General features: G+C 61.0%; 19 protein-coding genes. 13 read left to right on the top strand and 6 right to left on the bottom strand.

What is annotated here, in order from left to right:
- The first annotated feature begins 8 nt into the window (after nt 1-8).
- The 9 genes from ACM6I5_RS10270 to ACM6I5_RS10230 all read left to right on the top strand — a co-directional run bounded on the left by ACM6I5_RS10270 (nt 9) and on the right by ACM6I5_RS10230 (nt 10,977).
- Complete coding sequence (locus ACM6I5_RS10270; RefSeq protein WP_414883757.1) at nt 9-3,107, top strand: multidrug efflux RND transporter permease subunit; 3,099 nt, start codon at nt 9-11, stop codon at nt 3,105-3,107.
- 163 nt (nt 3,108-3,270) lie between these two features.
- On the top strand, nt 3,271-3,912 hold the full coding sequence (locus ACM6I5_RS10265) for a DUF1345 domain-containing protein (RefSeq protein WP_414883756.1): 642 nt from the start codon (nt 3,271-3,273) through the stop codon (nt 3,910-3,912).
- A 76-nt stretch (nt 3,913-3,988) separates the two neighbouring features.
- The gene (locus tag ACM6I5_RS10260; protein ID WP_414883755.1) at nt 3,989-4,828 is read left to right on the top strand and encodes an AraC family ligand binding domain-containing protein; all 840 of its coding nucleotides are present in this window, start codon (nt 3,989-3,991) and stop codon (nt 4,826-4,828) included.
- Nucleotides 4,829-4,880: 52 nt separating this feature from the next.
- The gene (locus ACM6I5_RS10255) at nt 4,881-5,489 is read left to right on the top strand and encodes a LysE family translocator (RefSeq protein WP_414883754.1); all 609 of its coding nucleotides are present in this window, start codon (nt 4,881-4,883) and stop codon (nt 5,487-5,489) included.
- Between the two features lie 138 nt (nt 5,490-5,627).
- The gene (locus ACM6I5_RS10250; protein ID WP_414883753.1) at nt 5,628-6,653 is read left to right on the top strand and encodes a LacI family DNA-binding transcriptional regulator; all 1,026 of its coding nucleotides are present in this window, start codon (nt 5,628-5,630) and stop codon (nt 6,651-6,653) included.
- 160 nt (nt 6,654-6,813) lie between these two features.
- On the top strand, nt 6,814-7,596 hold the full coding sequence (locus tag ACM6I5_RS10245; protein ID WP_414883752.1) for a sugar phosphate isomerase/epimerase family protein: 783 nt from the start codon (nt 6,814-6,816) through the stop codon (nt 7,594-7,596).
- The gene (locus ACM6I5_RS10240) at nt 7,589-8,593 is read left to right on the top strand and encodes a sugar kinase (RefSeq protein ID WP_414883751.1); all 1,005 of its coding nucleotides are present in this window, start codon (nt 7,589-7,591) and stop codon (nt 8,591-8,593) included. The genes ACM6I5_RS10245 and ACM6I5_RS10240 overlap by 8 nt, the downstream gene beginning before the upstream one ends.
- A gap of 86 nt (nt 8,594-8,679) precedes the next feature.
- Nucleotides 8,680-9,978: an MFS transporter gene (locus ACM6I5_RS10235; RefSeq protein WP_017338630.1), complete on the top strand. Its 1,299-nt coding sequence runs from the start codon at nt 8,680-8,682 to the stop codon at nt 9,976-9,978.
- Between the two features lie 21 nt (nt 9,979-9,999).
- Nucleotides 10,000-10,977, top strand: a complete 978-nt coding sequence (locus ACM6I5_RS10230; protein WP_414883958.1) for an NAD(P)-dependent oxidoreductase — start codon at nt 10,000-10,002, stop codon at nt 10,975-10,977.
- Nucleotides 10,978-11,103: 126 nt separating this feature from the next.
- Here ACM6I5_RS10230 and ACM6I5_RS10225 read toward each other — a convergent pair whose 3' ends face one another.
- The 4 genes from ACM6I5_RS10225 to ACM6I5_RS10210 all read right to left on the bottom strand — a co-directional run bounded on the left by ACM6I5_RS10225 (nt 11,104) and on the right by ACM6I5_RS10210 (nt 16,738).
- A complete protein-coding gene (locus ACM6I5_RS10225) occupies nt 11,104-12,291 on the bottom strand; it encodes a pyridoxal phosphate-dependent aminotransferase (RefSeq protein ID WP_414883750.1) in 1,188 nt (395 codons plus the stop codon).
- A gap of 41 nt (nt 12,292-12,332) precedes the next feature.
- Entirely contained in the window at nt 12,333-13,958 is a 1,626-nt protein-coding gene (locus ACM6I5_RS10220; protein WP_414883749.1) for a methyl-accepting chemotaxis protein, read from the bottom strand.
- A gap of 338 nt (nt 13,959-14,296) precedes the next feature.
- Nucleotides 14,297-15,439, bottom strand: a complete 1,143-nt coding sequence (locus ACM6I5_RS10215) for a glycerate kinase (protein ID WP_414883748.1) — start codon at nt 15,437-15,439, stop codon at nt 14,297-14,299.
- A 171-nt stretch (nt 15,440-15,610) separates the two neighbouring features.
- Nucleotides 15,611-16,738: a sugar diacid recognition domain-containing protein gene (locus ACM6I5_RS10210; RefSeq protein ID WP_414883747.1), complete on the bottom strand. Its 1,128-nt coding sequence runs from the start codon at nt 16,736-16,738 to the stop codon at nt 15,611-15,613.
- Nucleotides 16,739-16,909: 171 nt separating this feature from the next.
- On the opposite strand from ACM6I5_RS10210, the gene ACM6I5_RS10205 reads away from it, so the two are divergent.
- From ACM6I5_RS10205 to rarD, 3 genes are all read left to right on the top strand, one after another.
- Nucleotides 16,910-18,220 carry an MFS transporter gene (locus ACM6I5_RS10205; protein WP_017338624.1) on the top strand — a complete coding sequence of 437 codons (1,311 nt, stop codon included), beginning with the start codon at nt 16,910-16,912 and terminating at the stop codon, nt 18,218-18,220.
- 197 nt (nt 18,221-18,417) lie between these two features.
- Nucleotides 18,418-19,431 carry an aldo/keto reductase gene (locus ACM6I5_RS10200; protein ID WP_017338623.1) on the top strand — a complete coding sequence of 338 codons (1,014 nt, stop codon included), beginning with the start codon at nt 18,418-18,420 and terminating at the stop codon, nt 19,429-19,431.
- A 196-nt stretch (nt 19,432-19,627) separates the two neighbouring features.
- A complete protein-coding gene (rarD, locus tag ACM6I5_RS10195) occupies nt 19,628-20,509 on the top strand; it encodes an EamA family transporter RarD (RefSeq protein WP_414883746.1) in 882 nt (293 codons plus the stop codon).
- A gap of 125 nt (nt 20,510-20,634) precedes the next feature.
- On the opposite strand, the gene hppD is transcribed toward rarD, so the two are convergent.
- Both hppD and ACM6I5_RS10185 read right to left on the bottom strand, forming a co-directional pair.
- The gene (gene hppD / locus ACM6I5_RS10190; protein ID WP_017338621.1) at nt 20,635-21,711 is read right to left on the bottom strand and encodes a 4-hydroxyphenylpyruvate dioxygenase; all 1,077 of its coding nucleotides are present in this window, start codon (nt 21,709-21,711) and stop codon (nt 20,635-20,637) included.
- 249 nt (nt 21,712-21,960) lie between these two features.
- Nucleotides 21,961-22,905, bottom strand: a complete 945-nt coding sequence (locus ACM6I5_RS10185; RefSeq protein ID WP_017338620.1) for a DMT family transporter — start codon at nt 22,903-22,905, stop codon at nt 21,961-21,963.
- A gap of 78 nt (nt 22,906-22,983) precedes the next feature.
- On the opposite strand from ACM6I5_RS10185, the gene ACM6I5_RS10180 reads away from it, so the two are divergent.
- Nucleotides 22,984-23,856: a LysR family transcriptional regulator gene (locus ACM6I5_RS10180; RefSeq protein ID WP_414879685.1), complete on the top strand. Its 873-nt coding sequence runs from the start codon at nt 22,984-22,986 to the stop codon at nt 23,854-23,856.
- Nucleotides 23,857-23,906 lie beyond the last annotated feature (50 nt).

The raw sequence follows: 23,906 nt of genomic DNA, 5'->3' as shown, positions 1-23,906 counted from the left end.
GCTTTTTTATGCCGCAGTTCTTTATCGATCGCCCGGTGTTCGCCTGGGTGGTTGCCCTGTTCATCCTGCTGGCTGGCGCCTTGGCCATTCCACAGTTGCCGGTAGCGCAGTACCCCGATGTCGCGCCGCCGCAGATCGAAATCAATGCCGTGTACCCCGGCGCCTCGGCGCAAACCGTGGACGAAAGCGTGGTCAGCCTGATCGAGGAAGAGCTCAACGGCGCCGATCATCTGTTGTATTTCGAGTCCCAAAGCAGTCTCGGCAGCGCCACGATCAAGGCGACCTTCCAGCCGGGCACCAACCCGGAAATGGCCCAGGTGGATGTGCAGAACCGCCTGAAAGTCGTGGAGTCACGCCTGCCGCAAGCGGTCAATCAGCAAGGCTTGCAAGTGGAGAAAGTCTCCGCAGGCTTCCTCCTGCTGATTACCCTGACCTCCACTGACGGCAAGCTCGACGACGTGGCGCTCAGCGATTACCTGGCGCGCAACGTGATGAACGAGATCAAGCGTCTGGACGGTGTCGGCAAGGCTCAGCTGTACGGTGCCGAACGGGCGATGCGGATCTGGATCGACCCGCAGAAGCTGATTGGTTTCAACCTGACACCGGCCGACGTCAACGCGGCCATCGTCGCGCAGAACGCGCAGGTCTCGGCTGGCAGCATCGGCGATCTGCCGACCCGCACCACACAGGAAATCACCGCGACCATTCTGGTGAAAGGCCAGCTGTCGACCCCGGAAGAATTTTCCGACATCGTGCTCAAGGCCAATGCTGACGGTTCGACGGTGCGCATCGGCGATGTGGCGCGGGTCGAGATCGGCAGCCAGGAATATCAGTTCGGCACGCGCCTGAACGGCAAGCCGTCCACCGCCGTCGGCGTGCAGTTGTCGCCCGGCGCCAATGCCCTGAGCACCGCGACGCTGGTGCGGGCGAAGATGGATGAACTGGCGCGCTACTTCCCGGCCAACGTCGAATACAAGATCCCCTACGACACGTCGCCCTTCGTCAAAGTCTCGATCACCAAAGTGGTTTACACCCTGGTCGAGGCGATGGTGCTGGTGTTCGCGGTGATGTTCCTGTTTCTGCAAAACATCCGCTACACGCTGATCCCGACCCTGGTGGTGCCGGTGGCATTGATGGGCACTTTTGCGACCATGCTCGCGCTGGGGTTCTCGATCAACGTGCTGACCATGTTCGGCATGGTGCTGGCCATTGGCATTCTGGTGGACGACGCCATCGTCGTGGTGGAGAACGTCGAGCGGATCATGGTCACCGAAGGCCTGTCGCCGAAAGAGGCGACCCGCAAGGCGATGAAGCAGATCACCGGCGCGATCATCGGCATTACCCTGGTGCTGGTGGCGGTGTTCATTCCGATGGCGTTCATGCAGGGTTCGGTCGGGGTGATTTACCGGCAGTTCTCGTTGTCGATGGCCACCTCGATTCTGTTCTCGGCGTTCCTCGCCCTGACCTTGACCCCGGCGCTCTGCGCAACGCTGCTCAAGCCGATTGCCAAGGGCGACCATCACGCCAAGGGCGGTTTCTTCGGCTGGTTCAACAAGCGCTTCGAGCAACTGACCGAGCGTTATCAGGGCTGGGTCGCCTATGCGCTGAAACGCAGCGGCCGCTACCTGCTGATCTATGGCGTATTGCTGATCGGCCTGGGCTTGTGTTTCAGTCGTCTGCCCTCTTCGTTCCTGCCGGTGGAGGATCAGGGTTACACCATCACCGACATTCAATTGCCGCCCGGCGCGAGCAAGAATCGCACGGTGCAGGTGGTCGAGCAGATCGAAGCCCACAACGCCAAGGAACCCGGCGTTGGCGACAGCACGGTGATCCTCGGCTTCAGCTTCTCCGGCAGCGGGCAGAACGCGGCGCTGGCTTTTACCACGTTGAAAGACTGGTCGGATCGCGGCAACGACGACTCGGCGAGTTCGATTGCCGACCGCGCCAACATCGCGTTCAGCCAGATCAAGGACGCTATGGCGTTCTCGGTCCTGCCGCCACCGGTGGACGGCCTCGGCACCTCCAGCGGTTTCGAGTTCCGCTTGCAGGACCGTGGCGGCCTCGGCCATGCCACGCTGATGCAGGCGCGCACCCAGTTGCTGGCGGCTGCCGAGAAAAGCCCGATCCTGATGAACGTGCGCGAAAGCGCGCTGGCCGAAGCGCCGCAGGTGCAACTGATCGTGGACCGCAAACAGGCGAATGCGTTGGGGGTTTCGTTCGCCGATGTCGGCAGCGTGCTGTCCACTGCTGTCGGTTCGGCCTACATCAACGACTTCCCCAATCAGGGGCGGATGCAACGGGTGGTGGTTCAGGCTGAAGGCGATCAGCGCAGTCAGGTCGCCGATCTGCTGAAGATCCATGTGCGCAACAGCAGCGGGAAAATGGTACCGCTCTCGGCCTTCGTCCAGGCCAAATGGACCCAGGGACCGGCGCAATTGACCCGTTACAACGGCTACCCGGCGATCAGTATTTCCGGCGAACCGAAACCGGGTCACAGCACCGGTGAAGCCATGGCGGAAATCGAACGGCTGGTCGCGCAAGGGCCTGCAGGGTTGGGTCAGGAATGGACCGGGTTGTCGTTGCAGGAACGGCTGTCCGGCAGTCAGGCACCGATTCTGCTCGGCTTGTCGTTGCTGATCGTGTTCCTGTGCCTGGCGGCGTTGTATGAAAGCTGGTCGATTCCGACCTCGGTGCTGCTGGTGGTGCCGCTCGGCGTACTCGGTGCGGTGCTGGCAGTAACCTTGCGCGGAATGCCCAACGACGTGTTCTTCAAGGTCGGGCTGATCACCATCATCGGCCTGTCGGCGAAGAACGCGATCCTGATCATCGAATTCGCCAAGAGCCTGTACGACGAAGGCCACGACCTGATCGACGCCACGCTGCAAGCCGCGCGCCTGCGCCTGCGGCCGATCGTCATGACGTCCCTGGCGTTCATCCTCGGCGTAGTGCCGCTGGCGATCGCGACCGGTGCCAGCTCGGCGAGCCAGCAGGCCATCGGCACCGGGGTGATTGGCGGGATGATCACCGCGACACTGGCGGTGGTGTTTGTGCCGGTGTTTTTTGTGGTGGTGATGAAACTGGTGCGCAAGCGGCATAAAGATCGCTAACCAACATGGCTCATCCCCTGTAGGAGCTGCCGAAGGCTGCGATCCTTTGATCTTGCCTTTCGGCAGTCTTCTGCAACCTCAAAAGATCGCAGCCTTCGGCAGCGCCTACAAAAGCGTGTTTACCTGGGCTATGGTGGGCAGACTTCTGCCTCTGTGAACTCCAATGCCCCTCCTCCCCCGCACCCACCCTCGCCTGTCCGCTGCCGTCACGCTCGGCGTCGCGGTGGGCATTCTGGCTCCGGCCGACTCGATCATCAGCAAAATTCTCTTCGGCTGGAACGCCGGTGTCTGGACCTACCTCCTGCTGATGCTCTGGCTCACTGCACGCTCCAAAGCGCCGGACGTGAAGCGCATCGCCGAGGTCGAAGATGAAAACGCTGGAATGGTGCTGTTCGTGGTGTGCATCGCTGCGATTGCGAGCCTGGCGACCATTGGTGTCGAACTCGCCGGCAGCCGGGAACTGGAAACCACCCGCAAGCTGCTGCACTACGGTTTCACCGCGCTGACCGTGATCGGTTCATGGCTGCTGATCGGGGTTATTTTCAGCGTGCATTACGCCCGTCTGTTCTACACCTGGGATGGAAAAGACCCGGCACTGCGTTTTGCCGAAGGCCTGACCACCCCCAATTACTGGGACTTCCTGTATTTCTCGTTCACCATCAGCGCGGCGGTGCAGACTTCCGATGTCGGCGTGGCAACCCGCGATCTGCGCAAGATTGTGCTGGCGCAATCGCTGATCGGTTTTCTGTTCAACACGGCGATCCTCGGCTTTTCGATCAACATCGCCGCAGGCCTGTTCAACTGATTCGTGCACAAACGTTCTAGGCATCGCCCTCGCCACGGGCGTTAAATAAGTCGGCAATCCGTCTCACAGGTGCAGCATGACCACTCACAACTGGATCGACCTGGCCCAGGACGCCGACACCGGCATCGAGACGCTGCGCGCGCATTTCGAGGGCCACGCCTACGATCCGCACTGGCATGACAGCTATCTGGTGGGGGTCACCGAACAAGGGGTTCAGCAGTTCAACTGTCGGCGGGCCAGGCACCAGAGCACGCCGGGCAAGGTGTTCTTGCTTGAGCCGGGTGATATTCATGACGGCGAAGCGCCGACGGTCGACGGTTTCACCTACCGCATGCTGTACCTCGACCCGCAGTGGTTGCAGCGCGAACTCAGCGCTGTTTTCGACAACGCGCCCGACAACAGTCAGTTGAGCTTTGCCAAGACACTGGCCACCGACATACGTCTGGCCAATGCCACCAGCCAAGCATTTCAGGCGCTGCATCAGGGTGAACTGAAAATCGTCCGCCAGACCGCCCTCGACGGTTTGCTCGAACGCCTCACCACTCATTTGCACTGGCGCGCCCGTTACGGCGAGGACCCGCGTTTACCATTGGTGGCGCACAAGGCTCGGGAGTATCTGCACGCCCATGCTCACGAGGACATCGGTCTCGATCAACTCGCCGCCGCAACAGGCGTCGACCGTTTCCGCCTGACCCGCGCTTTCAAGGCTGCCTACGGCATGCCACCCCACGCGTACCTGGTGCAATTGCGCCTGGCCAAGGCGAGGCGAATGCTGGCCCGTGGCGAACAACCGGTGGCGGTGGCTATGGCACTGGGATTTGCCGATCAGAGCCATCTGGGGCGCTGGTTTGTACGGGCTTATGGCCTGACGCCAGCGTTGTATCGCAAGCGCTGCTCAAATCTTCCAGACAGTTGATCGCGGGGTTGTGAAGATCGGCTTCAACGATCTTCAGCGGAGTTTGCCTGCAATGTTGTCCTCTTTCCCGACGTTACTGCCCTTCCTGTTGTTTGCATTCGTGGCGTCGATCACGCCCGGCCCGACCAACATTCTGGTGTTGAGCAACAGCGCCCGCTACGGGCTGGCCGCTGCCGTGCCGATCATTTTCGGCGCCTGTGCCAGTGCTGCGACCATTGTGTTGTTGGTCGGAAGTGGCGCCGGCTCCTCGCTGACCGCGTTGCCCTCGGTGCAAACCGCGATGCAGTGGATCGGCGTGGCCTGGCTGAGTTACCTGTCCTGGCAGATCTTCAACGCCCCGGCCGAAGCCGTGACCGCGCGGGACACCGATGCCCGACTCGGGTGGGTGGGCGCCGCCGGCCTGCAATTGATCAACCCGAAAACCTGGATGATGGCGCTGGCCGTGGTCAGTGTCTTTGCCGGGGGCGGTGAACAGCGCCTGGTTCACGTGATGTATTTGTCCCTCGCGTTTTTCCTGATATCCCTGCCGTGCCTTGGGGTCTGGGCATTGCTCGGCGCGGGGTCTGCGCAGTGGTTGCGCTCGCCCCGGGCGATGCAACGTTTCAATCGCTGCATGGCTCTGTTGCTGTTGGGTTCGGCCTGGTTGAGTCTTTGGGCCTGAATCCCATTCGTCGGCCATTGTCGGACAATCGACGATGCAGGACTTGACAGTGAATTGGCTTTTGCTGTCTTCTGAAACCGGTTTCAGTGCCATCCCGATCGCACGAACCTTATAACTCCAATAAGAAGGTTTCAGCCCGTGAACGATTTCTCCGCCGCCCAACGCAGCCGCGTCACCATGCTTGATGTTGCCGAGCACGCCAAAGTCTCCAAGGCCAGCGTGTCGCGGTTCATCGGCGATGATCGCGCCTTGCTGTCCGATGCGACGGCCTTGCGCATCGAACAGGCGATTGCCGAATTGGGCTATCAGCCGAACCAGATGGCTCGCGGCCTGAAACGCGGGCGGACCCGCCTGATCGGCATGCTGGTCGCCGACATTCGCAACCCCTATTCGATTGCCGTGATGCACGGGGTGGAAACCGCCTGCCGTCAGCACGGCTACAGCCTGGTGGTGTGCAACACCGACCGCGATGACGAGCAGGAATGCCAGCACCTGGCCCTGCTGCGCTCCTACAACATCGAAGGGCTGATCGTGAACACCCTCGGCCACCACCGCGACGCCTTGCAGGAACTGCATCGGGAAATGCCCCTGGTGCTGGTGGACCGCAAGGTCGAGCACCTTGAAAGCGACATGGTCGGGCTGGACAACCCGCAAGCGGTCGAGATCGCCATGGCCCACCTTGAAGATCGCGGTTATCGCGATGTACTGATGGTGAGCGAACCGTATGACGGCACCAGTTCGCGGATCGAACGCAGCGTCAGCTTCAAGGCGCAGATCGCCCAGCGTTCGGCGCTGCGCGGGACGCTGATCGAAACCGGCAGTGAGCTCACGGCACACCTCAAAACCTTTCTCGATACACCCGGCCCCGGCCCGAAGGCGCTGTTCTGCGCGAACGGGATTGCGGCGCTGGCCGCCACCCATGCGTTGCGCGAGTTGAAGTGCAACCTGTTTGAAGAGATCGGTCTGATTGCCCTCGACGACCTGGATTGGTATCCGCTGGTGGGCAGCGGCATCACCGCCCTCGCCCAACCGACGGCCGAGATTGGCGCGAGCGCGTTTGAGTGCTTGCTCAAGCGTTTGCGTGGGGATGAAGGGCCGGTGCGGACCCTGGATTTATCGGCGCGGTTGATTGAACGGGGGTCGACCCTTGGAAACTGTCGGTGAATGGACCGGCCACATCGCTAGCAGGCTAGCTCCCACAGTGGCCCGTGTTCGCAGATCCACTGTGGGAGCTAGCTGCCAGCGATGAGGCCCGAAAGATCACCACACCACCTTCATCCTTTTTTTTGAACAAAAATGAAACCGGTTTCAGAGGTCTAGAACAATGCATAAACCACCCGTTTCCATCAGCCTCTCCAGCTACGGCGCCGATCTGGTTCGCCAACGCGGCCAAGGCAGTTTCGTCGATATCCTGTACGCCGCCGGTGCCCATTGCATCGAATGGCGCGAAGAGTTGCTGACGATCGAAGACCCCGCACAACTGGCCGATGCCGCACAGGCCAAGGGCCTCGAAAGCGTGTATTCCTCGCCGATGGAACTGTGGCTGGCCGGGCAGTCGAAACCCAATCCCCAATTGATCACCGCCCTGCAACGCGCCCAGGCTTTCGGTGCCAAATGGCTGAAGGTGTCCCTCGGTTACTTCACGGATACCTGCGACCTCAGGACCCTCGCTCAGATCCTCGGCAAAAGCGCCGTGCAGTTGCTGGTGGAAAACGATCAGACCTTGCACGGTGGACGCATCGAACCTTTCCAGCGCTTTTTCGCGGCGGTCGAGCAACACCATCTGCCGATCAACATGACCTTCGACATCGGCAACTGGCACTGGCAAGACCAGTCCGCCAGCAGCGCCGCGCGCCTGCTCGGTCGGCATGTCGGCTACGTGCACTGCAAAGCCGTCTCGCGTCGGGCCGACGGCAAACTGGTTGCCATACCGCCTGCCGCCAGCGACCTGCATCTGTGGGAACAACTGTTGCGGCACATGGCCCAAGGCGTAATGCGGGCCGCGGAATATCCACTGCAAGGCGACGACCTGGTGCAGCTCACCACCGAGCATGTCGCCGCCCTCGCCCGCCTCGGCCAACCTTGCGTGGAGAGCGCTCATGCCTGAGATCGATATTCTGTCGTTCGGCGAAACCATGGCCATGTTCGTCGCTGATCACAACGGCGACCTGGCGAACGTCGACCACTTCCACAAGCGCATTGCCGGGGCCGACAGCAACGTCGCCATTGGCTTGTCGCGACTAGGATTCAACGTGGCATGGCTGAGCCGGGTCGGCGACGATTCGCTGGGTCGGTTCGTGATCGACACGCTGAGAAAGGAAGGCATCGATTGCAGCAACGTTGCGATCGATGCTGAACACCCGACCGGGTTTCAGCTCAAGTCGCGCACCGACGATGGCGACGACCCGATGGTCGAGTATTTCCGGCGCGGATCGGCGGCGAGTCACTTGTCGCCGCAGTCCATCCTCCCCGAGTTGCTCAAGGCGCGGCACTTGCACGCCACCGGCATTCCTGCGGCGCTATCGGAAACGGCGCGGCAGATGTCGTTCGAACTGATGACGCGCATGCGCGAGGCCGGGCGCAGTGTGTCTTTCGATCCAAACCTGCGTCCGAGCCTGTGGGCCAGCACGCAACAGATGATTACCGAGATCAACCGCCTCGCCGCCCTCGCCGACTGGGTGCTGCCGGGTTTGAGCGAAGGCCGATTGCTGACCGGCTTCGAAGACCCTGCCGACATCGCGGCGTTTTACCTCGACCGGGGCGCCGAAGCCGTAGCGATCAAGCTCGGCCCCCACGGCGCTTATTACCGCACGCATCTGGATGAAGGTTTCGTGGCGGGCGTGCCCGTGGAGACCGTGGTCGACACCGTCGGTGCCGGTGATGGTTTTGCCGTCGGCATGATCAGCGCGCTGCTGGAAAACCACAGCTTTGCCGACGCCGTGAAGCGCGCCAACTGGATCGGCAGCCGGGCGGTGCAGAGTCGGGGGGATATGGAGGGGTTGCCGACCCGTTCCGAAATGTCCGCCGAATTCGAAACCGCTCTCGCCAGCAGGCTGGCTCCCACAGGGGATTTGTGTCGCCTACAGATCCAGTGTGGGAGCTAGCCTGCTAGCGATGAGGCCCGCTCAATCACCGAAGATTTGAACCCGTTACCTGCTGCGACAAAAACAACAAGCTCAGGAGCACCATCATGAAAACCGCAACGCTTGCCGCCCGCCGCTGGTGGTACATCATGCCCATCGTCTTCATCACCTACAGCCTGGCGTACCTGGACCGCGCCAACTACGGCTTCGCGGCCGCCTCCGGGATGGCCGCCGACCTGATGATCACGCCCGGCCTGTCGTCGATGCTCGGCGCGCTGTTCTTCCTCGGTTACTTTTTCTTCCAGGTGCCGGGGGCGATCTACGCGCAAAAGCACAGCGTGAAGAAGCTGATCTTCGTCAGCCTGATCCTCTGGGGCAGCCTGGCCACCTTGACCGGGATCGTCTCCAACGCCTACTGGCTGATCGTCATTCGCTTCATGCTCGGGGTGGTCGAAGCCGCCGTGATGCCGGCGATGCTGATTTACCTGTGCCACTGGTTCACCCGCGCCGAACGCTCCCGGGCCAACACCTTCCTGATTCTCGGCAACCCGGTAACCATGCTCTGGATGTCGGTGGTGTCGGGTTATCTGGTGCAGCATTTCAGCTGGCGCTGGATGTTCATCATTGAAGGCTTGCCGGCCGTGCTCTGGGCATTTATCTGGTGGCGTCTGGCCGATGATCGTCCGGCCGAGGCCAAGTGGCTCAGCGACCAGGAAAAGCAGGATCTGGAAAGCGCCCTCGCCGCCGAACAGGTCGGCATCAAAGCCGTGAAGAACTACGCCGAAGCCTTCCGCTCACCGAAAGTGATCATCCTGGCCTTGCAGTTTTTCTGCTGGAGCATCGGCGTCTACGGTTTCGTGCTGTGGCTGCCGTCGATCCTCAAGGCCGGCGCGCAAATGGACATGGTCGAAGCCGGCTGGCTCTCCGCGCTGCCGTACCTGGCGGCGGTCATCGGCATGCTGCTGGTGTCCTGGGGTTCGGACAAACTGCAAAAGCGTAAACGCTTTGTCTGGCCGCCGCTGCTGATCGCCTCGATTGCCTTCTACGGATCGTACGCGCTGGGCGCCGAACACTTCTGGTGGTCGTACACCCTGCTGGTGATTGCCGGCGCCTGCATGTACGCACCGTACGGACCGTTCTTCGCGATCATTCCGGAAATCCTCCCGGCCAACGTGGCAGGCGGTGCGATGGCGTTGATCAACAGCATGGGCGCGCTGGGTTCGTTTGGCGGTTCCTATCTGGTCGGTTACCTGAACAGCTCCACCGGTTCACCCGGCGCGTCATACCTGCTGATGAGCGGCGCACTGATGCTTTCGGTGGTGCTGACGATTTTCCTCAAGCCCGGTGCAAGTGACCGGGAGCGTCCCTCGGTTGCGGTAACGCGCCCTACCGCCGCCCATCCTTGAATTGATGCAGAGATGAATACGATGAAAAAGCAGGTTGTGTTGTACAAGAAACTTTCGCCGCTGCTGATGGCTCGCCTGCATGAGCAGACGGAGGTGACGCTGATCGACAATCTCGACGCCGACGGGCTCGCGCAACTGCGTGAGGCCCTGCCCCGCGCCGAAGGCTTGCTCGGTGCCAGCCTGAAACTGGACGCTGGGTTGCTCGACCTTGCGCCAGATCTGCAAGCCATCGCCAGCGTCTCGGTGGGTGTCGACAACTACGACATCGACTACCTGACCGAGCGGCGCATCCTGCTGAGCAACACCCCGGATGTGCTCACCGAAACCACCGCCGACACCGGTTTCGCGCTGATCCTGGCGACGGCCCGGCGCGTGGTGGAACTGGCGAACATGGTTCGCGCCGGCCAGTGGAAACGCAACATCGGCCCTGCACAGTTCGGCACTGATGTGCACGGTAAAACCCTGGGCATCATCGGCATGGGCCGGATTGGCGAAGCGCTGGCCCAGCGCGGGCATTTCGGTTTCGGCATGCCGGTGATCTATCACAGCCACTCGCCGAAACCGGCAATTGAGCAGCGCTTCAAGGCGCAGTACCGCAGCCTTCCGGAGCTGTTGCAACAGGCCGATTTCGTTTGCCTGACCTTGCCACTGACCGCTGAAACCGAAGGATTGATCGGCGCCGAGCAATTTGCGCTGATGCGTCCGGAAACCATCTTCATCAATATTTCACGGGGCAAAGTCGTGGACGAAGCAGCGCTGATCGAGGCATTGCGTTCGGGGCAGATTCGCGCGGCGGGGCTGGATGTTTTCGAGCGTGAACCGTTGAATCCAGACTCGCCGCTGTTGCAGTTGAACAACGTGGTGGCGACGCCGCACATTGGCTCGGCGACCCATGAAACGCGGGAAGCGATGGCCACGTGTGCGGTAGACAACCTGTTGACGGCGCTGGCGGGTGGGCGGCCGAAGAATCTGGTGAATGAGCGGGTGTGGCAGGGCTGAGGGACTTGGAGTTTGTCAGATAGCTATCGCTGGCAGGCTAACTCCCACATTGGATCTGTGGCGTTCACAAAACCTTGTGGGAGCGGGCTTGCCCGCGATGAGGCCCGCACAGACAACGCAAATGTCTCAGGCCCGCCGCGCCTCAAGAAGATCCGCCGCACACAACGCAATCCGCCGACACGCATCCGCCAGTTTCTGCCGATCGACCACCAGCCCGATCCGGATATGTCCCGCCGCGCTTGGCCCGAACGCTTCGCCGGCCAGCACTGACACACCATAGCCCTCCAGCAGCCGCTCGGCGAAGTGCTGGGCAGTCAGCCCGGTCTGGCGCACATCGACCATCACGAACATCCCGCCATCCGGCCGTACCGCCCGCAAACCCGGGCACGCGTTCAGGCTCGCGCACACCAGGTCGCGACGCTGACGGTATTCCTCCCGCATCATTGCCACTTCCGGCAGATTCCCGTCCAGCGCGACTTGCGCCGCGTTCTGCACAAAATCCGGGATGCCAAACAGCATGCACAACGACAGGTGTTCCAGATGGTCGATCAAGGTTTTCGGCCCGATCACCCAGCCCACTCGCCAGCCGCTCATGGCGTGGGATTTGGACAGGCTGTCGATCGTCGCGGTCCGCTCGGCCATGCCCGGCAGACTGGCCGGGCTGATGTGCTCGCCTTCGTACAACAGATCGCTGTAGACCTCGTCACTGATCAACCACAGGTTGTGCCGAACACAGAGCGACGCCAGTTCCTGCCAGATCATCAGCGGCAAGCTGGCGCCGGAAGGGTTGTTGGGACTGTTGAGCAACATGGCACGGGTTTTCGGCGTAATCAGCGCCGCGACATCCGCCGGATCAACCCGAAAGCCGTTCTCCGGACGCACCGGCACCGGCACCACCCGGGCGCCGCATGCGCCGAACACGCCTTCATAGGTCACGTACATGGGTTCGGCGACGATCACTTCGTCGCCAGGATCGAGCAGGCATTGCACGACCGAATACACCCCGCATTGCGCGCCGGGCATCACGATCACTTCATCGACATCCACCGTCTGCCCACTGCGCCGCCGATGACGGCTGACGATGCTGTCGCGCAGCCCGCGACTGCCGCGTACTTCTGCGTAATGGGTATCGCCGGCCAACAGGCTGTCGATGCACGCCTGAACGATGGGTCGCGGCGTATCGAAGTCCGGATCACCCACCGACAGCAGCAACACATCGACGCCTTGCTCTCGTAACTCCAATGCTCGGTAATGAATTTGCCAGGCCGCAGCGCCGTCGCCGGCGATTCGTTGGGTCAAGGCTGAGTAGCGCATGTATTTCTCCAGTCGCGCGTGTTCCTAGCCTCAACCCTATCTCAAATCACGAAACGCGCCACCATTGCATTCAAATCAACGGCCAGGCGCGACAGTTCGTGGGTTGCGGCACTGGTCTGATTGGCCCCGGCAGCGGACTGGGTGGCGAGGTCGCGGATGTTCACCAGGTTGCGATCGACTTCACGGGACACCTGCGCCTGCTCTTCGGACGCGCTGGCAATGACCAGGTTGCGTTCGTTGATCAAGTGGATCGACTGGGTGATCTGCTCCAGCGCAATACCGGCGGCACGGGCCATTTCCAGGGTGCTTTGGGTGCGCTGATTGCTTTGCTGCATCGACGACACCGCCTCGCCGGTGCCGTTCTGAATGCCGGCGACCATCTTCTCGATTTCCTGAGTCGATTGCGCAGTGCGATGCGCCAACGCCCGGACCTCGTCCGCCACCACCGCAAAACCACGCCCGGCTTCACCGGCGCGGGCCGCTTCGATCGCCGCGTTCAGGGCCAGCAGGTTGGTCTGTTCGGCGATGGCACGGATCACGTCCAGCACCTTGCCGATATCCCGGCCTTGCGTCGCCAGGCCTTCGATCATCAGCGAGGTGTTTTGCACGTCGTGGGTCATGGTCTGGATGGCGTCGACGGTTTCCACCACGCGGTCTCGACCTTCGCGGGCGGCCTGGGTCGACTGGTTCGAGGCTTCCGAGGTCGATACGGCGTTGCGCGCCACTTCTTCCACGGCCGCAGTCATTTCGTTGACGGCGGTAGCGGCCTGTTCGATTTCGTTGTTTTGCTGTTGCAGGCCGCGGGACGCTTCTTCGGTCACGGCGCTGAGTTCTTCGGCGGCAGCGCCCAGTTGCGTGGCGGAGCCGGCGATCTGCTCGATGGTTTTGCGCAGGTTGCCTTGCATGGTGGACAAGGCGCCGAGCAACCGGGCCGGCTCGTCCTTGCCATCGATTTCAATGGCTTTGGTCAGGTTACCGCCGGCGATGGTTTCCGCTGCCTGCACCGCACGGTTCAACGGCGTGACGATGCTGCGGGTCAGCAGCCAGGCCAGCAGCACTGTCATGAGCGCCGCCACCACGGACACCCCGATGATTCCGTTCACGGCGGTGTTGTAGTTGTCTTCGGCGACGAGCCCTGCTGCTTTGGCGCCCTCGGTGTTGTAAGTCACCAATCGATTGAGCTGTTCGCCCATTTTGTCCGTGCCGTCCTTGATCCGTGTATTGATCAGGGTGCGCATCTCGTCAAGTCTGTTCTGGCGCGACAGGTCCAACATTTCGCGCTGGGCTTGCATGTATTTATCCAGGGTTGCGCTGAACTCCTTGTACAGCGCCGCTTCGTCCGGGCCCATCGGCAATGCGGCGTAGCTGGCCTGAGCCTTGAGTGCCTTGTCGGTCAACACGCCGATACGGGTTTCAGCTTCCTGCAAACTGGCCGGCTCGCGGTTGACCAGGATGCGGAACGACAGAATGCGCATGCGCAGGATATTTTCGGTGACATTGCCCAGGAAGCCGACGCTGGGCAGTTGGGTGCTACCCATGTCGATCGAGGACTGGCGGATGATCGACATGCGGTTGACCGCAAACACACCCAGCACAATCACCAGCAAGGCAATGAAGGCGAAACCCAGGAAAGCTCGAGGCGCGATATTCAGATTACGCAAGGACATAGGACGATACTCGGGGGATAGAGGCTTCGAGCATCCTTGCCGTGATCACTGGCGGGCGGGCATAGAAGCGCACCGTTCAGGCTGGCGCCACTGTTGTAATAGGTTTGTGTGCGCCTGATAGCTGTATCGGCTGGGGTTGAGGATTTTTGCGCGGATTTGCGAAATATTTTTCAAGGGGCACAAGTGTTTCACCGATGAAACACATGGCGATCAGAACATTGTGGCGAGGGAGCTTGCTCCCGCTCGGGTGCGGAGCAGCCGCCGTTTTTGGGGCCGCTTCGCAGCCCAGCGGGAGCAAGCTCCCTCGCCACAAAGAGGTGCCAGGCTGGATGACAGGGTCAGGTTTTGCGTGCAGCAATTTGCCAGACGCGCGCAATATCGCTCGCCCGTTCACACAACAACCGGGGAGCCTCGGTGCACGCTTGTTCCAGCGTCATCGGCCCGCTCGCCAAGGCAAACGCGGCATCGATGCCATGCTCGTACAAGGCCTGATAGCCCTCACCCAACGTGCCGGCGATGACGATCACCGGCACACCGTGTTGCCGAGCGATTCGCGCCACACCAAACGGTGTCTTGCCGCGCAAGGTTTGCGCATCGAAACGGCCTTCGCCGGTGATCACCAGGTCGGCGTCCTTCACCGCCTCGGCCAGGCCAACCAGTTCGGCGACCACTTCAACGCCGGCCTTGAACTGCGCGCCGAGAAACGCCTTGGCGCCAAACCCCAGACCGCCCGCTGCGCCGCTACCGGGTTCGTCGCGTACGTCTTTGTTGAGGACTTGGGCGCACAGCTCGGCAAAGTGTCCGAGTGCACGATCCAGTTGTTCGACCTGCTCCGGCGTTGCGCCTTTTTGTGGGCCGAAAATCGCAGAGGCGCCATGAGGGCCGCACAGCGGATTGTTGACGTCGGCGGCGATATCGAAGCGCACTCGGGCCAGACGCGGATCAATGTCACTCAGATCGATGCGGGCCAGTTGCGCCAGCGCCAGACCGCCCGGCGCCAGGGGTTCGCCCTGGGCATCCAGCCACTTCACGCCCAGGGCTTGCATCGCCCCGGAACCGCCGTCGTTGGTGGCGCTACCACCAATCGCGAGGATCACTCGTTGCGCGCCGGCATCGAGCGCGGCGCAAATCAGCTCGCCGGTGCCGAACGTGCTGCTGATGCACGCATCACGCTGCGCGGGTGGAACGAGTTGCAAACCACTGGCCTCGGCCATTTCGATGATTGCGGTCAGGCTCTGTGGCAGCCAGCCCCACGCAGCGTCGACCGTTGTGCCCAACGGGCCTCGGACGTTGGTACGACGCAGTTGGCCATCACAGGCCGCCAGAACCGACTCGACCGTCCCTTCCCCGCCGTCGGCCATCGGGCATTTGACCAACTGCGCATCGGGCCATACTTGCCCCAACCCGAGGGCAATGGCATCGGCCACACCCTGGGCACTCAGGCTGTCCTTGAACGAATCGGGGGCGATGACGATCTTCATGCGAGTTCTCCAGTTCCAAGGCCCTCATGCTGCCAGCAGGCCAGAACAATAACGCCGGTCCGCTGCACAAGCGCCAGGGAGGATTATTGTTCATTTCTACAAAACCAGTGATCCAGTCAGCATTGATGCTGGAGGCGAAGGTGTTCTTGAGATCGTCATCGACGCTTGCGCCTACGTCACGTGCGGCGCGTCCGTTTGTGGGAGCAGTTGTACGCCGAGGTAAAGGGCGAGCATGCCATCGAGTCTCAACGGATCCACGCCACTAAGCTCGGCAATCCGCTCCATGCGATAACGCAAACTGTTGCGATGAATCCCCAACGCATCGGCACAGGCCTGGCTCTGGCCGTCGTGATCGCACCAGCTGCGCAGGGTCGCCAGCAGTTGACCATTACCGTCCTTGGCGATGACTTTGCGCAGAGGTTTGAGCAGTTCGTCCAGCGCATCGTCGTTGCGGTGCCGCCAGAGCATCACCGGCAGGCGATAACGGGTCAGTGTCAGCAAGCGCGAATGTGGCAGGACATCACGCCCGTAGGCCAGCAAGTCACCGACCCGCCGATAGCAACGGCGCAAGCCCGACAAACCATCCGCCTGCCCGCCCACGGCGATGCGCAAGATATTCCAGCCAAGGCCGTCGAGCTTTTCCAGCAGCCGGTCGTTTTCGATTGCCTGGCTCGCCGGTCGGCACCACAGCAACGAAGACTTGGCCGAACTCACGCACCAACTGTCCGGGTAACGCGAGGTCAGCCAGGCGCTGAGTGCCTCGACGGTTTGCCCCGGTCCGTGTTCCGTCCCCAGCTCGAACAGATACGGAACCCGTGTCATCTGCGGTTTGAGCCCAAGCTGCTGCGCTTCATCGATCAGCCGCGGCGACTCCCCCGCCTCGCTCAGCAGCAGCGCCAGCAGGTCGTCGCAACGCTGGCGCCGCCATTGTTGCTCGGCTTGCTGGTTGCGCTGGCCTACCAGCATCTCGGCGGTCATGCGCACCAGTTCGGCATAGGTGCGCAAATGCTCAGGCTCACCGGTGATGCCCAACACGCCGATCAAGCGTTGGTCGAGCAACAGCGGCAGGTTGATCCCCGGCTGCACACCTTTGAGATGGACCGCCGTTTGCGCATCGATTTCCACCACGCGCCCGTTGGCCAGCACCAGTTGTGCGCCTTCGTGCCGGGTGTTGACCCGCTCGGGTTCACCGCTGCCGAGAATCAACCCCTGGCTGTCCATGACGTTGACGTTGTACGGCAGGATGGCCATCGCCCGGTCGACGATGTCCTGGGCCAGGTCGTGATCGAGTTCGAACATAGGCGTAATCCTTGGAGGCGTAATGGATCAGGGTTGTTCACCCGCACAGGGCTGGATGACAAACCCTGTGCTCAGGCACAAAGACAGCAACCATAAGGGTGGCCGAGACTCTCAGGGCGATCAACGTTACCCTTTGCATCGCAAAAAATCATAATAAAGAGAGAGCCCGCCATGTCACAGAGCGCCGCCGCTACCCAGGCCATCGTTGACGAAAAAAATGCCGTCTACAAACGCATTACCCTGCGTTTGATCCCCTTCATTTTCATCTGCTACCTGTTCAACTACCTCGACCGGGTGAACGTTGGATTTGCCAAGCTGCAGATGCTCGACGCACTGAAATTCAGCGAAACCGTGTATGGCCTCGGGGCCGGCATCTTCTTTATCGGCTACGTGCTGTGCGGCGTGCCAAGCAATCTGGCGTTGACCAGATTCGGCCCGCGCCGCTGGATCGCGCTGATGATGATCGTCTGGGGCACGCTGTCGACCTGCCTGCTGTTCGTCACCACCCCGACCGAGTTCTACACCTTGCGCCTGTTCACCGGCGCGGCCGAAGCCGGGTTCTTTCCGGGCGTGGTGCTGTACCTCTCGCAGTGGTTCCCGACCTTCCGTCGTGGTCGCATCATGGCGCTGTTCATGTCGGCAATCCCGGTCTCCGGCCTGCTCGGCAGCCCGTTTTCCGGCTGGATCCTCAACCACTTCGCCGCAGGCCAGGGTGGTTTGGCCGGCTGGCAGTGGATGTTCCTGCTGCAAGGCATTCCGACCGTGATCCTCGGCGCCCTCGCCTACTTCCTGCTCAGCGACAGTTACGCCAACGCCAAGTGGCTCACGCCGTTCGAGCGCTCGGTGCTGGAAGCCGACCACGCCGAAGACCTGGCCAACAAACCGAAAACCACCACCGACTCGCTGCTGGCGGTGTTCAAGAACCCGGCGATCTGGGCCTTTGGCTTGATCTACTTCTGCATCCAGAGCGGCGTGTACGCGATCAACTTCTGGCTGCCGTCGATCATCAAGAACCTGGGTTTCAGCGATAACCTGGTGATTGGCTGGTTGAGTGCCATTCCGTATCTGCTGGCGGCGCTGTTCATGCTGATGGTCGGCCGCTCGGCGGACTTGCGCAAAGAACGTCGCTGGCATTTGGTGGTGCCGATGCTGATGGGCGCTGTCGGCCTGCTGATCGCGGTGAACTTCGCCACCACGCCAGCCATTGCGATTCTCGGCCTGACCATCGCCACCATGGGCGCCCTCACCGGCCTGCCGATGTTCTGGCCGGTGCCGACCGCACTGCTGAGCGCCGGCGCTGCGGCGGGTGGGTTGGCATTGATCAATTCCATGGGCCAGATGGCGGGTTTCCTTAGCCCGTACCTGGTGGGTTGGGTCAAGGACAGCACCGGCTCGACCGACGCCGCGCTGTACCTGCTGGCAGGCGTGATTGTCTGCGGTAGTTTGCTGGCATTGCGCATGACACGCACCTTGCGCGTCTGATAGACGCAGATCCAGCGTGGGAGCGGGCTTGCTCGCGAAGGCGTCGTATCAGGCAACTCAATATTGACTGACACACCGCTTTCGCGAGCAAGCCCGCTCCCACATTTTTGATTCGGGAATGTTCGATAATTCACTTTGATCCTCGCGGTTGTTCTGGTATTTGATTGAGCCTTTCCCACCGGTAAAAGGATTTCGTCATGAGCTATCGCACGCTGGGTCATTCGGGTTTGCAGGTGTCCACCCTGACCCTGGGCACCATGATGTTCGGCGAACAGACCAGCACCGAAGATTCCCTGCGGATCATCGACAAGGCCTGGGACCAGGGCATCAATTTCATCGACACTGCCGACGTCTACACCGGCGGCCGTTCCGAGGAAATCGTCGGCGAAGCGATTGCCGGCAACCGCCATGAATGGGTGCTCGCCACCAAGGTCGGTTTCGGCCCGGTGGACGGCGTGCCAAACCGCAGCGGCCTGAGCCGCAAGCACATCTTCAACGGCATCGATGCCAGCCTGACGCGCCTCGGCACCGACTACCTCGACATCTATTACCTGCACCGCGAAGACCACAACACGCCGCTGGACGTCACGGTGTCGGCCATCGGCGATCTGATTCGCCAGGGCAAAATCCGCTATTGGGGCTTGTCGAACTACCGAGGCTGGCGCATCGCCGAGGTGATCCGCATTGCCGACAAGCTGGGTGTTGACCGCCCCGTCATCAGCCAGCCGTTGTACAACATCGTCAACCGCCAGGCCGAAACCGAACAGATCACCGCCGCGCAAACCTATGGCCTGGGCGTTGTGCCCTACAGCCCGCTGGCGCGCGGCGTGCTCAGCGGCAAATACGCGCCGGATGTGACACCGGATGCCAACAGCCGCGCCGGACGCGCCGACAAACGTATTCTGGAAACGGAATGGCGCGTGGAATCCCTGCGCATCGCCCAGCAGATCCAGCAGTACACGCAAGGTCGTGGCGTGGGCATCGTCGAGTTCGCGATTGCCTGGGTGCTGAACAACAGCGCCGTCACCTCCGCCATTGTCGGGCCGCGCACCGAAGAACAATGGGACGCCTACACTAAGGCGCAGGCGGTGAAGATCACGGCGGAGGACGAAGCGTTTATCGACTCGCTGGTGACGCCGGGGCATGCGTCGACGCCGGGGTTCAATGATGTGAGTCATTTCGTATCCGGCCGTAAGCCCTGCAATACCTGAAGCAACACAGACCTAATGTGGTAGCGAGCCTCCTCGCGATAGCGCCAGATCAATCAACCGGGATGTTGAATGTCAGGCACTCATCGCGAGCAGGCTCGCTCCCACAATGGATCGGTGTTGATCGATCGGACAATATTCGACCGTAAAACCACGTATCCTCCGCCCCCCGTTTCACCTTCGACTTCGCGAGGACAGTTTGTCTAAAGGTATCGCTCTATCGGTTTCGGCCTCGGTGCTGTTTGCCGTCATGTACTACTACACCTCTCTGCTCACCCCATTGAGCGGTGTGGAAATTTTCGGTTGGCGTATGTTGCTGACGGTGCCGTGCATGACCGTGTTCATGGTGGTGTCCGGGGAATGGAAGCGCGTGGTCGAGATTGTCCGGCGAGCCGCCGCCCAGCCGAAACTGATCGCAGGCCTGATCGCCTCTTCTGCCCTGCTCGGCGTGCAGCTCTGGCTGTTCATGTGGGCGCCGCTCAACGGCTACAGCCTCGATGTGTCGCTGGGCTATTTCCTGCTGCCATTGACCATGGTCCTGACCGGCCGACTGGTCTACGGGGAGCGCCTGTCCTATCTGCAAAAGATTGCGGTATTTTTCGCCTGCCTCGGGGTGATCAACGAGGTGTACCAGGTCGGAGGTTTTTCCTGGGCGACCTTGCTGGTGTGCGTCGGCTATCCGACCTACTTCATCCTGCGCAAGCGTCTGGCGACGGACAACCTGGGCGGCTTATGGCTGGACATGGCACTCACGCTGCCCGTGGCCTTCTGGTTCGTACAGACCGGCGAGCAAGGTTTCAGTGTGTTTGACCAGCACCCGTGGCTGTCACTGCTGATCCCGATTCTCGGTGTGATCAGTGCCTCGGCACTGGTGATCTACATCATCGCCAGCCGACTGCTGCCGTTCAGCCTGTTCGGGCTGTTGAGCTATGTCGAGCCGGTGCTGTTGCTGGGCGTTGCGTTGCTGCTCGGGGAAAGCATCAAGGCGGGGGAATGGCTGACCTATATACCAATCTGGTTGGCGGTGCTGGTGTTGGTGTTTGAAGGGTTCAAACACCTGATGCGACAGCGCAGGCCTTAAGTACATACAAAACAAATGTGGGAGCGAGCCTGCTCGCGATGAGGGCCTGACATTCAACATCTCTGTTGACTGATCTGGCGCTATCGCGAGCAAGCTCGCTCCCACAGTTTTATCAGTGAATCAACTTAGTCGGTGGACAATACACCACGACGAACCTGATCTCGCTCGATCGATTCGAACAACGCCTTGAAGTTGCCTTCGCCGAAGCCATCGTCGCCTTTACGCTGGATGAACTCGAAGAACACCGGGCCCATCAGGGTTTCAGAGAAGATCTGCAACAGCAGACGCTTGTCGCCCGACTCGGACGAACCGTCCAGCAGAATGCCCCGCGCTTGCAGTTGATCAACCGGCTCGCCGTGGTTCGGCAAACGCCCTTCGAGCATTTCGTAATAGGTTGCCGGTGGCGCGGTCATGAAGCGCATGCCGATGCTTTTCAGATGATCCCAGGTCTTGATCAGGTCATCGCTGAGGAAGGCAACGTGCTGGATGCCCTCGCCGTTGAACTGCATCAGGAACTCTTCGATCTGCCCGGCACCCTTGGACGACTCTTCGTTCAACGGAATGCGGATCATGCCGTCCGGCGCGGTCATCGCCTTGGAGGTCAGGCCGGTATATTCACCCTTGATGTCGAAGTAGCGGATTTCACGGAAGTTGAACAGCTTCTCGTAGAAGTTCGCCCAGTACGCCATGCGACCGCGATATACGTTGTGGGTCAGGTGGTCGATGATCTTCAGGCCAGCGCCAACCGGGTTGCGATCAACGCCTTCGATAAACACGAAGTCGATGTCGTAGATCGAGCTGCCTTCACCAAAACGGTCGATCAGGTACAGCGGCGCGCCGCCGATGCCTTTGATCGCTGGGAGGTTCAGTTCCATCGGGCCGGTTTCGATGTGGATCGGCTGGGCGCCGATTTCCAGCGCGCGTTTGTAGGCCAGTTGCGAATCCTTGACGCGGAACGCCATGCCGCACACCGACGGGCCGTGCTCGGCTGCGAAGTAAGAAGCGACGCTGTGGGGTTCGTTATTGAGGATCAGGTTGATCGCGCCCTGGCGATACAGGTGCACGTCCTTGGAGCGGTGGGTCGCCACTTTGGTGAAGCCCATGATCTCGAAGATCGGCTCCAGCGTGTTCGGGGTTGGCGATGCGAATTCGATGAATTCAAAGCCCATCAGGCCCATTGGGTTTTCGTATAAATCTGCCATTTTGGCGCCTCATCATTTTTTAGAATTAACGTAACGTTAGTTTCAAGAAATGCTGAAGCCGACGGGTGGCGCACAGGAGATGCCCCGCACGCTGCGGGCGAGGAAATCACCGTAGATCAATTGAAACCCGAAACTTTTCATTGTCGACCCAAGGCTGATACGGGCGAGGCTTCTGCTGCCAGAAGACGATTATTCTTATATGCGTAACCGGATTCTACACAGCGTAAACAGATTTGTCCGTCTTCTGTATCAAATCCCCTTTCTCCCTGCTCGCGCAAGGGGTTTGTTGCACAGGAAAATCCCCGCCAGGATCAAGCCGCCGCCCAGACACATCACCAGGGTCAGTTGCTCACCCAACAGCAATGCACCGAGGATGACTGCGGTCAGCGGGTTCAACGCAATGAACACGCCGGCACGGGTCGCGCCGATTTTTCGGATGCCATCGTAATAGCCGATGTACGCCAGTGCCGAGCCCAAAACACCCAGGTACATCAGGCTCAACCATTGCTGCGCCCCCAGGCTGAGCAACGCCGCGATGCTCACCTCGCCCCTGACGGCACTGACGACCCAGAGCATCACCGTGCCGAGCAGGATCGAATACGTCACGGTTTGCATCGGCCCCAAGGTCTGATTCAGGCCTTTGGCGCACAGCGAATAAACTCCCCAGCTCAGTACGCAGCCAAAAATCAGCAGATCACCGATCCACGCATCGGCATGGCCGGCCAGCAATTGCGGGTTGCGACTGATGATCACCAGGCTCGCACCGACGATGCAGATCGCGATTCCGGCGACCTTTACCCGACTCAAGCGCTCCTTGAACAGCAGCCACGAGGCCAATCCGATGACCGCCGGGTTCAGCGCCACGATCAACGACGCCCGGGAGGCATTGATGTAATGCAGCCCATAAAAGAAGCACAGGTTGTAGAAGAAGATGCCAAATAACCCCAGCAGCGACAGTTGCAGCCACTGCCTGGGGCTGGGGCGCGCCAGCGGCACGCGGGCCACCAGCAAAAACAGCAGCAGCGCCCCGCTCGCCAGCAGGAATCGCAGGCTGGCGGCGAACAACGGGCTAAGGCTGTCCGCCAGAAAACGCCCGGCGACGAAGGTGCCGCCCCAGATCATGGTGACGGCAGCGAGTTTGAAATACACCGCCACCTCGGAGTGCTCCGGCACCCTGTGTTCATACGCAGTCATAAGTCCCCGGATTGAGAAGTCGAACAGATGACGTATCATTTATCTAATACTTGATCATCGTAAAATGAGTAAACACTCATGACCCTCACCCAACTGGAGATCTTCTCGCTGGTGGCCGAACTTCACGGCTTCACGGCGGCAGCCCATCGTCTGGGAATTTCGCAATCTGCGGTGTCTCACGCCCTCAAGTCTCTGGAGCAGGAGTTGGGCGTCGAACTGCTGCGGCGGCATCAATCCCGGGTCGAACTCAGCGACATCGGCCAACAGCTGTTGCTGCGCGCTCGAGCGATGCTCGGGCTGGCCAACACCTTGCGGCAGGAAGCGGCCGATGCCCGCGGCATGAAACGCGGCACGCTGCGCATCGGCTCGTTCGGTCCGACCTCGTCGATCAAGTTGTTGCCAAAGATCCTGCAGCACTACCGCGCCGCTCACCCTGGCATCGAGGTCCACATTGATGAAGGTCCCGACCGCCAGGTGATCCAGTGGCTGGAAGAACGACGCATCGACATCGGCTTTGTGGTGTTGCCCCAGGAGCGCTTCGACACCTTCGCACTGATCGAAGACCAAATGGTCGCGTTACTGCCCGCCGATCATCCGCTGGCGGATCGCGAAAGCGTGAGCCTGGACGATTTGTGCCACGACCCCTTCGTGCTGACCGAAGCCGGTTCTTCGGAACTGGTATCGCGGTTATTCAGTGCCGCGCGACTGACACCTAACATTCGCTTTCGCTGCTCGCAACTGCTGAGCACGCTGGACACTGTGGCTCGAGGGGATGCCTTGACGGTGGTCGCTGAAGGTTCACTGCCCGATCACCACGATGATCGCTACGTCAAGAAACCGCTGTTGCCAGCGGTCGCTCGCCAGGTGGGTCTGGCGGTGCTCGACCGGCGCCAGTCTTCACCGGCAGCGCTGGCCTTTATCAAACTGGCTACAAGTCTGGACTTGCGTTGAACGGCACAAGCCTTGAAGGCCAACTATCATGGCCTCTGACCGAACTCTTC

It is taken from the genome of Pseudomonas sp. IT-P171, from assembly GCF_949767765.1.
GTDB lineage: Bacteria > Pseudomonadota > Gammaproteobacteria > Pseudomonadales > Pseudomonadaceae > Aquipseudomonas > Aquipseudomonas fluorescens_B.
Note: the sequence above shows the minus strand (reverse complement) of the source record. Positions and strands in the feature narration are given on the sequence as shown.

Bases quoted from the DNA above. Each gene is read 5' to 3' on its own strand.
- ACM6I5_RS10240 (WP_414883751.1), top strand. From the start codon at position 7,589: ATGCCTGAGATCGATATTCTGTCGTTCGGCGAAACCATGGCCATGTTC.
- ACM6I5_RS10210 (WP_414883747.1), bottom strand. From the start codon at position 16,738: ATGTTCGAACTCGATCACGACCTGGCCCAGGACATCGTCGACCGGGCG.
- ACM6I5_RS10230 (WP_414883958.1), top strand. From the start codon at position 10,000: ATGAAAAAGCAGGTTGTGTTGTACAAGAAACTTTCGCCGCTGCTGATG.
- ACM6I5_RS10235 (WP_017338630.1), top strand. From the start codon at position 8,680: ATGAAAACCGCAACGCTTGCCGCCCGCCGCTGGTGGTACATCATGCCC.
- ACM6I5_RS10185 (WP_017338620.1), bottom strand. From the start codon at position 22,905: ATGACTGCGTATGAACACAGGGTGCCGGAGCACTCCGAGGTGGCGGTG.
- ACM6I5_RS10200 (WP_017338623.1), top strand. From the start codon at position 18,418: ATGAGCTATCGCACGCTGGGTCATTCGGGTTTGCAGGTGTCCACCCTG.
- ACM6I5_RS10180 (WP_414879685.1), top strand. From the start codon at position 22,984: ATGACCCTCACCCAACTGGAGATCTTCTCGCTGGTGGCCGAACTTCAC.
- ACM6I5_RS10265 (WP_414883756.1), top strand. From the start codon at position 3,271: ATGCCCCTCCTCCCCCGCACCCACCCTCGCCTGTCCGCTGCCGTCACG.
- ACM6I5_RS10215 (WP_414883748.1), bottom strand. From the start codon at position 15,439: ATGAAGATCGTCATCGCCCCCGATTCGTTCAAGGACAGCCTGAGTGCC.
- ACM6I5_RS10205 (WP_017338624.1), top strand. From the start codon at position 16,910: ATGTCACAGAGCGCCGCCGCTACCCAGGCCATCGTTGACGAAAAAAAT.
- ACM6I5_RS10260 (WP_414883755.1), top strand. From the start codon at position 3,989: ATGACCACTCACAACTGGATCGACCTGGCCCAGGACGCCGACACCGGC.
- ACM6I5_RS10220 (WP_414883749.1), bottom strand. From the start codon at position 13,958: ATGTCCTTGCGTAATCTGAATATCGCGCCTCGAGCTTTCCTGGGTTTC.
- hppD (WP_017338621.1), bottom strand. From the start codon at position 21,711: ATGGCAGATTTATACGAAAACCCAATGGGCCTGATGGGCTTTGAATTC.
- ACM6I5_RS10225 (WP_414883750.1), bottom strand. From the start codon at position 12,291: ATGCGCTACTCAGCCTTGACCCAACGAATCGCCGGCGACGGCGCTGCG.
- ACM6I5_RS10270 (WP_414883757.1), top strand. From the start codon at position 9: ATGCCGCAGTTCTTTATCGATCGCCCGGTGTTCGCCTGGGTGGTTGCC.
- ACM6I5_RS10245 (WP_414883752.1), top strand. From the start codon at position 6,814: ATGCATAAACCACCCGTTTCCATCAGCCTCTCCAGCTACGGCGCCGAT.
- ACM6I5_RS10255 (WP_414883754.1), top strand. From the start codon at position 4,881: ATGTTGTCCTCTTTCCCGACGTTACTGCCCTTCCTGTTGTTTGCATTC.